The 8,819-nt window shown below is 69.7% G+C and carries 3 protein-coding genes and 1 pseudogene; 1 reads left to right on the forward strand and 3 read right to left on the reverse strand.

The genetic code is table 11. The features are described from left to right. The first annotated feature begins 253 nt into the window (after positions 1-253). Positions 254-3,799 (forward strand): pyruvate carboxylase, encoded by a 3,546-nt coding sequence (locus ND747_RS28920; protein ID WP_251737424.1) that lies wholly within the window; start codon positions 254-256, stop codon positions 3,797-3,799. A gap of 387 nt (positions 3,800-4,186) precedes the next feature. Here the strand turns inward: ND747_RS28920 and ND747_RS28925 are convergent, their stop codons facing one another. The 3 genes and pseudogenes from ND747_RS28925 to ND747_RS28935 all read right to left on the reverse strand — a co-directional run. Further along, positions 4,187-5,731 (reverse strand): HNH endonuclease signature motif containing protein, encoded by a 1,545-nt coding sequence (locus tag ND747_RS28925; protein ID WP_251737425.1) that lies wholly within the window; start codon positions 5,729-5,731, stop codon positions 4,187-4,189. A gap of 720 nt (positions 5,732-6,451) precedes the next feature. After that, the gene (locus ND747_RS28930) at positions 6,452-7,846 is read right to left on the reverse strand and encodes a bifunctional glycosyltransferase family 2/GtrA family protein (RefSeq protein ID WP_251737426.1); all 1,395 of its coding nucleotides are present in this window, start codon (positions 7,844-7,846) and stop codon (positions 6,452-6,454) included. Between the two features lie 408 nt (positions 7,847-8,254). Continuing rightward, positions 8,255-8,819 (reverse strand): annotated as a pseudogene (locus tag ND747_RS28935) (glycosyl transferase); the annotation flags it as partial.

Below are 8,819 nucleotides of genomic sequence, written 5' to 3' on the forward strand. Positions count from 1 at the left end.
CGGCATAACTCAACATCAACAAGAGTGGGACATCAGCCCACGATCACACCCGGTCCAGGCGCGAAAGATCTGGGCTACTGACCGTCAGACACTCCTCACCGTTGCCGATAGTGCTTCGTCGCCCCGCACCGGAGGGATTCGGGAGCGGAAGAAGATAAACATCAGGACGGCTGATATGGCGAAGGACACGTTGCTTTGGCGTGTGCGTGGGCCTGCACCCCACAATGATGCGCACCCGTCCGAGGAGGCGCGTGTGCGCAAGGTCCTGGTCGCAAACCGCAGTGAGATCGCCGTTCGAGTCTTTCGTGCCGCCCATGAGCTGGGCCTGCGCACGGTTGCCGTCTACACCCCGGAGGACGTGTCCGCTCTTCATCGCACCAAGGCGTCCGAGGCCTACGAGATCGGTGGTCCGGGGCATCCGGTACGGGGCTACCTGGACATCGATGCGTTGTTGACGGTGGCCAAGCAGGCCGAGGCCGATGCGCTGCATCCGGGCTACGGGTTCCTGTCGGAGTCGGCGGTGTTGGCCGAGGCGTGTGCGGCGGCGGGGGTGACGTTCGTCGGGCCGCCGCCGGCGGTGCTGCGCCTGACCGGGGACAAGGTGGCGGCGCGGGACGCGGCGTTGGCCGCCGGGCTGCCAGTGCTGCGGGCGTCGGCGCCGCTGCCGGATGGCGTGGGTGCGCTCGAGGCGGCCGAGGCGGTGGGCTTCCCGCTGTTCGTGAAGGCATCGGCGGGTGGCGGCGGACGTGGGCTGCGCCGGGTGGTGCATCCGGCGGATCTCGCGGATGCGGTGGGCAGTGCGTCGCGGGAGGCCGCGGCGGCGTTCGGCGACGGCACGGTCTTCCTCGAGCAGGCCGTCGACCGGCCGCGGCACATCGAGGTGCAGGTTTTCGCCGACTCGTACGGCAACATCATTCACCTCTACGAGCGGGACTGTTCGGTGCAGCGGCGCCATCAGAAGGTCGTCGAGATCGCGCCGGCGCCGGAGCTGGACGAGGCGGTACGGGCGAGTATCTGTGCGGATGCCGTGCGTTTCGCGCGGCATGTCGGATATGTGAATGCAGGTACGGTCGAATTTCTGCTGGGTGCGGACGGCACGTACACGTTCATGGAGATGAACCCGCGGATCCAGGTGGAGCACACGGTCACCGAGGAGGTGACCGGCGTCGACCTCGTGGCCGCGCAGCTGCGGGTGGCTGACGGGGAGAGCCTCGCCGATCTGAACCTGCACCAGGACCGGATCGCCCTGCGCGGCACCGCGATCCAGTGCCGGGTGACGACCGAGGATCCGGCCGATGGTTTCCGTCCGGACACCGGGACGATCAGTTTCTACCAGTCGCCGGGCGGCCCGGGCGTTCGTCTGGACGGGGCGACGTATGCGGGTGCTGAGGTCAGCCCGTACTTCGACTCGCTGCTGGTGAAGCTGACCACCCGCGGCAGCACCCTGGAGAAGGCGGCGCGCCGCGCCCGGCGGGCCCTGGATGAGTTCCGCATCCGCGGCGTCCGCACCAACATCGAATTCCTCGGCCGGGTCCTCGTCGATCCCGGTTTCCTCGCCGGCGGGGTCAGCACGTCGTTCATCGACGAGCGCCCCGAGCTGCTGGTCCCGGGCCGCGGCACCGACCGGACCAGCCGCATGCTCGCCCGCCTCGCCGAGAGCACCGTCAACGGCCTGCTCCGCCCGGCGGGCGTGCTCGTCGACCCACGCACGGTTCTGCCGGAGCTGCCGCTGGCGCCCGTCGGTCCCGGCCGGGTGGCGTTCGGCCCCGGCGCCCTGATCGGCCTGCGCACCACGCCCGGCTTCGGTTCCCCGTCGGGTTCGAGCGCTGACAGCGGGACGACGGCCAGCGGCGGCGCGCTCGGGGCACTCACCCCTGCCAGCGGCCTGAGCCTGGGGCTTTCGGTGCCGAAGGGATCGCGTCAGTTGCTGGCCGAGCTCGGGCCCACGGGGTGGGCGGCGCGGCTGCGGGCGCAGGAAACGCTGGCTGTCACCGACACGACGTTGCGTGATGCGCACCAGTCGCTGCTGGCAACCCGGCTGCGCAGCTTCGACATCCTCGCGGCGGCGCCCGCGTTCGCCGCGCTTACCCCGAACCTGCTGAGCCTGGAGGCCTGGGGCGGGGCGACCTACGACGTGGCGCTGCGGTTCCTCGCGGAGGATCCGTGGGAGCGCCTCGCCGCGCTGCGCACGAGCGCGCCGAACATGTGCATCCAGATGCTGCTGCGCGGTCGCAACGCCGTGGGCTACACCCCCTACCCGGACGACGTGGTGCGCGCGTTCGTCGCGGAGGCGGCGGCCACCGGCGTGGACATCTTCCGGGTGTTCGACGCGCTCAACGACATGGAGCAGATGCGCCCGGCGATCGACGCCGTGCTCGCCACCGGAACCGCGATCGCCGAAGGCACCCTGTGCTACACCGGCGACCTGTCGAACCCGGCCGAGCAGATCTACACCCTGGACTACTACCTGCGCCTGGCCGAGCAGCTCGTCGCCGCCGGCGTCCACGTCCTGGCAATCAAGGACATGGCCGGCCTGCTGCGCCCCACCGCCGCCTCGACGCTGGTGACCGCGCTGCGGGAACGGTTCGACGTCCCCGTGCACCTGCACACCCACGACACCGCCGGTGGCCAGCTCGCCACCCTGCTCGCCGCCGCGGCGGCCGGCGTGGACGCGGTCGATGCCTGCGCCGCCCCGATGTCCGGCGGCACCAGCCAGGTGAACATGTCCGCGCTGGTCGCCGCCACCGACCACACGCCGCGTGCCACCGGCATCGACCTGGGTGCCCTGTCGTCGATGGAGGCCTACTGGGAGGCGGTGCGCGACCTGTACGCGCCGTTCGAGGCCGGCCTGCGCGCGCCGACCGGCGCCGTCTACCGGCACGAGATCCCCGGTGGCCAGCTCACCAACCTGCGCCAGCAGGCCATCGCGCTGGGTCTGGGCGACCGGTGGCCCGCGGTGCAGGAGGCCTACGCGGTCGCCAACGACCTGCTCGGCAAGCCGATCAAGGTGACTCCGACCAGCAAGGTCGTCGGCGACCTGGCCCTGTTCCTCGTCGGCGGCGGCGTGGACGTCGACCTGCTGCGCGAACACCCGGAGCGCTTCGATCTGCCCGCCAGCGTCCTGGGCTACCTCGCCGGGGAGCTTGGCACCCCCCCGGCCGGCTTCGCTGAACCGTTCCGCGAGCGTGCCCTGGCAGGACGCCACCCCGAACCCCCGTCGGCCGTCCTGGACGACGCCGACACCACCGAACTCGCCGGCGGCAGCGCCCGGCGCCGCGCGGCCCTGTCCCGGCTGTTGTTCCCCGGCCCCTGGAAGGACTACCTGAGCGCCGTCGAGACCTACGGCGACACGTCCGTCATCCCCACCGAGGGCTACCTCTACGGCCTGCGCCCCGGCGTGCCGTTCGCCGTCACCCTCGAACCCGGTGTGGAGATCATCGTCGAGCTGGAGACCCTGTCCGAGCCGGACGACTCCGCCCTGCGCACCCTGTACCTGCGGGTCAACGGCCAACCCCGCCCGGTGCGCGTCCGCGACACCTCCATCACCGCCACGACGGCGGCGTCCCGTCGCGCCGACCCGAGCGACCCGAACCAGGTCGGCGCCGGCCTGCCCGGCATCGTCACCTTCGTCGTCGGCGTCGGCGACACGGTGACCGCCGGCCAGAAACTCGCCGTCGTCGAGGCCATGAAGATGGAGGCCGCCGTCACCAGCCCCGCCGCCGGCACCATCGCCGAACTCGTCCGCGCCAGCGGCGATTCCGTCGAGGTCGGTGATCTGCTGCTCACCCTGCGCCCCTGACCAGCTAGCCATTCGGTCCCTTCCCGCCTCTCTGGTGCTGCTGGCACCGTTCGTGCTTGCTTCCTTCTTGCTGCCTTTATCCGCGCCGGTTGCCTCTGTCGCCCCTGCCCTGCTGACTCCGCCGAACTGGCGGGGTCCTGCTTCGGGCCGGGGTGGCCAGGGCGCTGCCCGGTGAACCGCGGTCTTCTTGCCGGGCAGCAGCGGCGATGCTGCACCGACGGCGACCCCGCTACGCCCACGTCTGCGGTGATGTTCGGGCAGCCGATATCGACAGACGTCGGCTCGGCGGCCGCCAGCCATCGGATCCGCCAGGACACCAGCCCGAGCTGGGACGATCTCGGGCTGGTGTCCAGCCGGATGTTCGCCCGAATATTCCGGGGAATGCCATCAGCGTCTTGTATCGCCGAACAGATCCGGGAGTGGCTGACAGTTCGGATTCCGTCGCGGGCGGCGTTGCGGATCGATGAAAGCGGGCGGGATGAACGAGGGCCTTCGGTCCTCGCTCATGACGATCTCCCATTTCTCCTGATGCACTCGATCATGATGGTGATCGCAGAGCAGAACAAGATTGTCAAGCTTTGTCAGGCCGCCCTCCAACCACGTCTTGACGTGGTGTGCCTGGCACCAGGACGGCGGTCGATCGCAATGCGGGAACGTGCACATCTGATCCCGGTTTACCAGCGCCCGTCGCATGTTCGTGGGAACGATTCTTTCCGACCGACCGACGTCGAGGGGAACACCATTCGGATCGAGGATGATCCGAGTGACTTCCGCGTCGCAGCAGATTCGCTTGATGACCTCTCGGGGTAGCGGCAGCCCCCAGTCGGTCATGCCCGGCTCGGCAGCGTGAGCGAACAACGTCTCCCAGCTGATCGTCACGTTGAGATGCGGCCGAGTGCCACCGGCAGCCGGGCCGACGTTGGCCGACAGCGCCCGGCGGACGAACTCGACCAGCGCATCCGCCCGGCGCCGTGCGGGGCTGCGCGGATCACGTTCTCCGTTCTGCGCGGGGGCAGGAGCGGACAGCGCGTCGAGGGCGGTGCGTAGCAGCGCGGCGCTTTCGGCGTCGAGTTCCCCGTGGATCACCGTTGTGCCGTTCGAAGTATCCGAGAACGTAAGTGACCGAGCCGCCCGCGGATCCCGCCCACTCGTTGTGCCGCCACCCGTGCGACCGGGAGGCTCATCTGCGTTACCGCCCGCACCGTTTCCACCGGCCTCGCCGCTCTCGCTGCCGGCCGAACCATCATTGCTGCTCGTGTTCGAAGTACGGCGCCGGTTGCTGGACCGGGAGTGTTCGCCGGTACGGCCATCCTCGTGGGGGTCATCTCCACCGGGGGAGGTATCGACCGCGGTGAGCTGCTCGCGGAGCTTGATCGCGGCCTTCTTCAACCGCTTCCAGTCCATCAGTCCGGCCTGCTCGACCAGGAACAACTCCGCCTGCACCCGCACCGCATCGGGCAGATCGGCGGGCATGGCACGCATGCACTCGACGATGACCTGGGCATGGCTGGGACTGATCCGGGCGGTGGCCAGGGCCTCGCCGGTTGCCCGATAGGGGCTTTCGAACAGATCCCGGGCCTGGGCAACCATTCGATTCGCCTCGAACTGCGGCAACAGCAGCCGTTCCGCCAGCCACCCTGCAAGATCGGAAGCTCCCACCCGCCCGGCCGGGCCTCGTGTCCGTGCTTCCACCAGCGCCAGGCCGCGGAGTGCGGAGAGCTGAGCTACCACCTCATGCACCGTGATGATCGTCTCGCTGACGTCGTCAGGCGACCAGCGCCATGTCTGCGCCGACAGCAGGCTCTCCACCGTCGAGGCCAGCATCCCCAGCAGCTTCGCCGGATCCCGCGCACCGGCCGGCCGGTCGGCATCCTCCCCGGGCCAGCCGCTCTCGCTGGCCGCGGAATCCTCGAACGGGCCGTCCCCGGCCACGGCACAATCCTCCGGCCAGCCGGACCATGCTGCGGAGGAATCCTCGAAGAAACTGCCTCTTCCCTCATCGGGGAGGCCCTCGTGAAAGGAAAGGGAGTCGCTGTCACCAGACCCTAGGGGAGCATCCTCGTCCTTGCTGGGAGCGGCGTCGGTAAGGCTGGCAGAAAAATCGTGAGCCGTGCTGGGGGGAGGGCCACCTGCGGGGCTTCCGGGCGGTTCAGGGCCGGCGGCGCCATCCGGATGAAAAAGCATGATCCGACGATAGCTCAACCCACCCAGGATGTCGAACATCTGTTTGAATCTGTGGAAAATATAGCCCTGTGGATAGCGTCTGCCCCAAACGGACTATGCGAAATGACTATATGGGTGTGTCCTGTGGAAAAGTGCTGTTCCGTCGGATCCGGCTGGGATAGTGGTGATGGGGCCACGGCCACGTCAGCGGTGGATGAGGAGTACCAGCCCTCATCCACCGGTGTCGGTCGTCAGCCCTCGGTCGTCAGCCCTCGGCCGTCAGACGTCAGACGTCAGACGCCGGACCGGCCCGTCCCAGGGGAGTCTGGCTGGGAGCGGAGCCGGCCCGGCGTCGAGCGCGCAGGGCAGAAGCGAGTCGGTGGAGTAACGGCTTGACCGGAGCATGAGCGTCGACCGTGATCGGAGTGCGAGTGCCAGGGGTGATCGGAGTGCGAGTGCCAGGAGGGGTCGGAATATGGCTGGCGTAGGTCAGGAGGGCTGGCTGGCGGCGGGGCGGGGGCGGAAGACCCAGGCGCGCATCAGCAGAAAGCGGATGATGGTGGAGAGCAGGTTCGCCAGAACGAGGACGGTGACTTCCAGGCCGCGTCCGGGATGAGCGCTTCCGGCGTGCAGTAGAGCGAGGGAGCCGCTGGTCAGGCCGAGGCCGATGGCAAAGACGACGAGGCCCTGCAGATGGTGGCGGCCGGCCTGCTCAGGGCCGGTGAGGCCGAAGGTGAGCCGGCGGTTCGCCGCGGTGTTCGCCACTGCAGTGATCAGCAGGGCGAGCAGGTTCGCGGTTTGGGCGCCGGTGGCCGTCCGCAGCAGGACGAACAGGACAAGGTAGGCCAGGGTGCTGGCAACGCCGATCGCGGCGAACCGCACCAGCTGCCGTGGCAGCCCCCGTGGCACTCCCGGAACCTGCACGCCGCCTCCTGTGTCCGCCGAACCATCGGTGTGCCCGCCGTTCAGAGCGCTGCCGGCCGCGGCGGTGAGCGGTCCGCGGCCGAACTCGCGGCGCAGGTCCGCCAAGGGAAGCGCGCCGCTGCCGAGCGCGCGCAGCAGGCGGGTGACGCCTTTGAGGTCGGCGACGGCCGTGGCAACCACGTCGACGCGGCTGTCCGGGTCGTCGACCCAGTCCACTGGCACCTCGTGGATGCGCATCCCGGCCCGTTCCGCGAGGACGAGCAGCTCGGTGTCAAAGAACCAGCCGGTGTCCTCGACCAGCGGCAGCAAGGCGGCAGCCGCGTCCGCGCGGATCGCCTTGAAGCCGCACTGGGCGTCGGAGAAACGGGCGGCCAGCGTCCCTCGAAGGATCATGTTGTAGCAGCGGGAGATCACCTCGCGCCGCGGCCCACGCACCACCCGGGAGGCGCGGGACAGCCGGGTGCCGATCGCGAGGTCGGAGTGCCCGGTGATCAGTGGCGCGACCAGAGGAAGAAGGGCAGCCAAATCGGTGGACAGGTCGACGTCCATGTAGGCGAGTACCGGTGCGGACGACTCGCTCCACGCTGACCGCAGCGCCCGGCCGCGTCCCTTGGCGTCCAGGTGGAAGGCCCGCACGCCGGGCAGTTCCTCCTGGAGGACTTGGGCGATGGCCAGGGTGTTGTCGGTACTGGCGTTGTCCGCCACCGTGATCTGGAACGGGTAGGGGAAGCTGTCCTGCAGGTGCGCATGCAGCCGGCGCACACAGGGTGCAAGATCGTCCTGCTCGTTGTACACCGGGACGACGACGTCCAAGACGGGGACGGGGACGGGGTGACTCTCGTCCACAGAGTGCTCGTCCTCCAGGATCGCCGCCCTGGTGCGCGCCCACCCGCCGGCAACGCGCTGCACGGGGGCGGTGGTGGAAGTACCGGTCGCCGGGGATCGCATCGACGTCGTCATGACACTCACTCTCGGTCGGTGAGCTGTGGCACCCGTGTGCCGATCCTGTGCGGCACCTGTGAAAGGTGCCGGGGTCACCCATGCGGGTGGGTTCTGGTGAGCGGATGTGACAGGGCCCGAGGACGCAAGCGGGCCGCATGCCCCAGCCCGAGAGGGAAGTTGGCTGGAGCATGCGGCCGGCCGACCTGACGGCCTGACGGCTGCCGGGCCAGGCAGCGGGGCCTGGGCAACAGTCCTGGGTGGGCTGACCCATGGGCTCGGGCAGTCCGGGCAGTCCGGGCAGTCCGGGCGGACCGGCGAGTCAGGTGGTCCTGGGATGGATGGACTGTGGGGCAGGCAGTCCGGGCCCCGGCGGCCGGTTGGGTCGGCCGCCGGGGAGACGGGGACGTACCCGCCGGGACCGGTGGATCAGGTGGTCCGGGCGGTGGAGGTGCCGGAGGTCGAGGACGAGGAGGTCGCCTTCGGAGTGGTCAGGTCGTAGAGGGTGACCCCGCCGACCGTCTTGGTGGCGAAGTTTGCCTCGATCCAGGTCGCGATGTCGCCGGAGTCGCTGCTGCCGCCCATGGACCGGCCGAAGCCGCCGCTCGCGATGAAATAGTGGATCTTCTTCTCGCTGACGTACTGCTTGAACTGGGCCAGCGTCGGCGACGGGTCGCTGCCGTTGAAGCCGCCGATCGGCATCACCGGCTCACCGGTAGCCAGCTGGTACCCGGCGGCGCTGTTGGAACCGACCGCGGCGGCGACCCAGGTGTACCTGTCGGCATCCGCCTGGAAGAGGTTGACGATCTCCTGGCTCGGCTTCGCCGCGTCCAACAGGCCACCCATGCCACCTCGGCCGCCAGCGCCAGGTGTGGTGCCGGTGCCGCCAGCGCCAGGAGCAGTGCCGGCGCCGCCAACACCCGGGGTGGTGCCGGTGCCGCCCTGGCCCGGTGCGGTGGCGCCGTTCTGGCCGGGGAGCGCGCCGGCCCCGCCC

The organism is Frankia sp. R82 (assembly GCF_023716925.1).
In the GTDB taxonomy this organism is placed as follows: Bacteria; Actinomycetota; Actinomycetes; order Frankiales; family Frankiaceae; genus Frankia.

Coding starts and splice junctions, on each gene's coding strand:
- ND747_RS28930 (WP_251737426.1), bottom strand. CDS start 7,846: ATGACGACGTCGATGCGATCCCCGGCGACCGGTACTTCCACCACCGCC.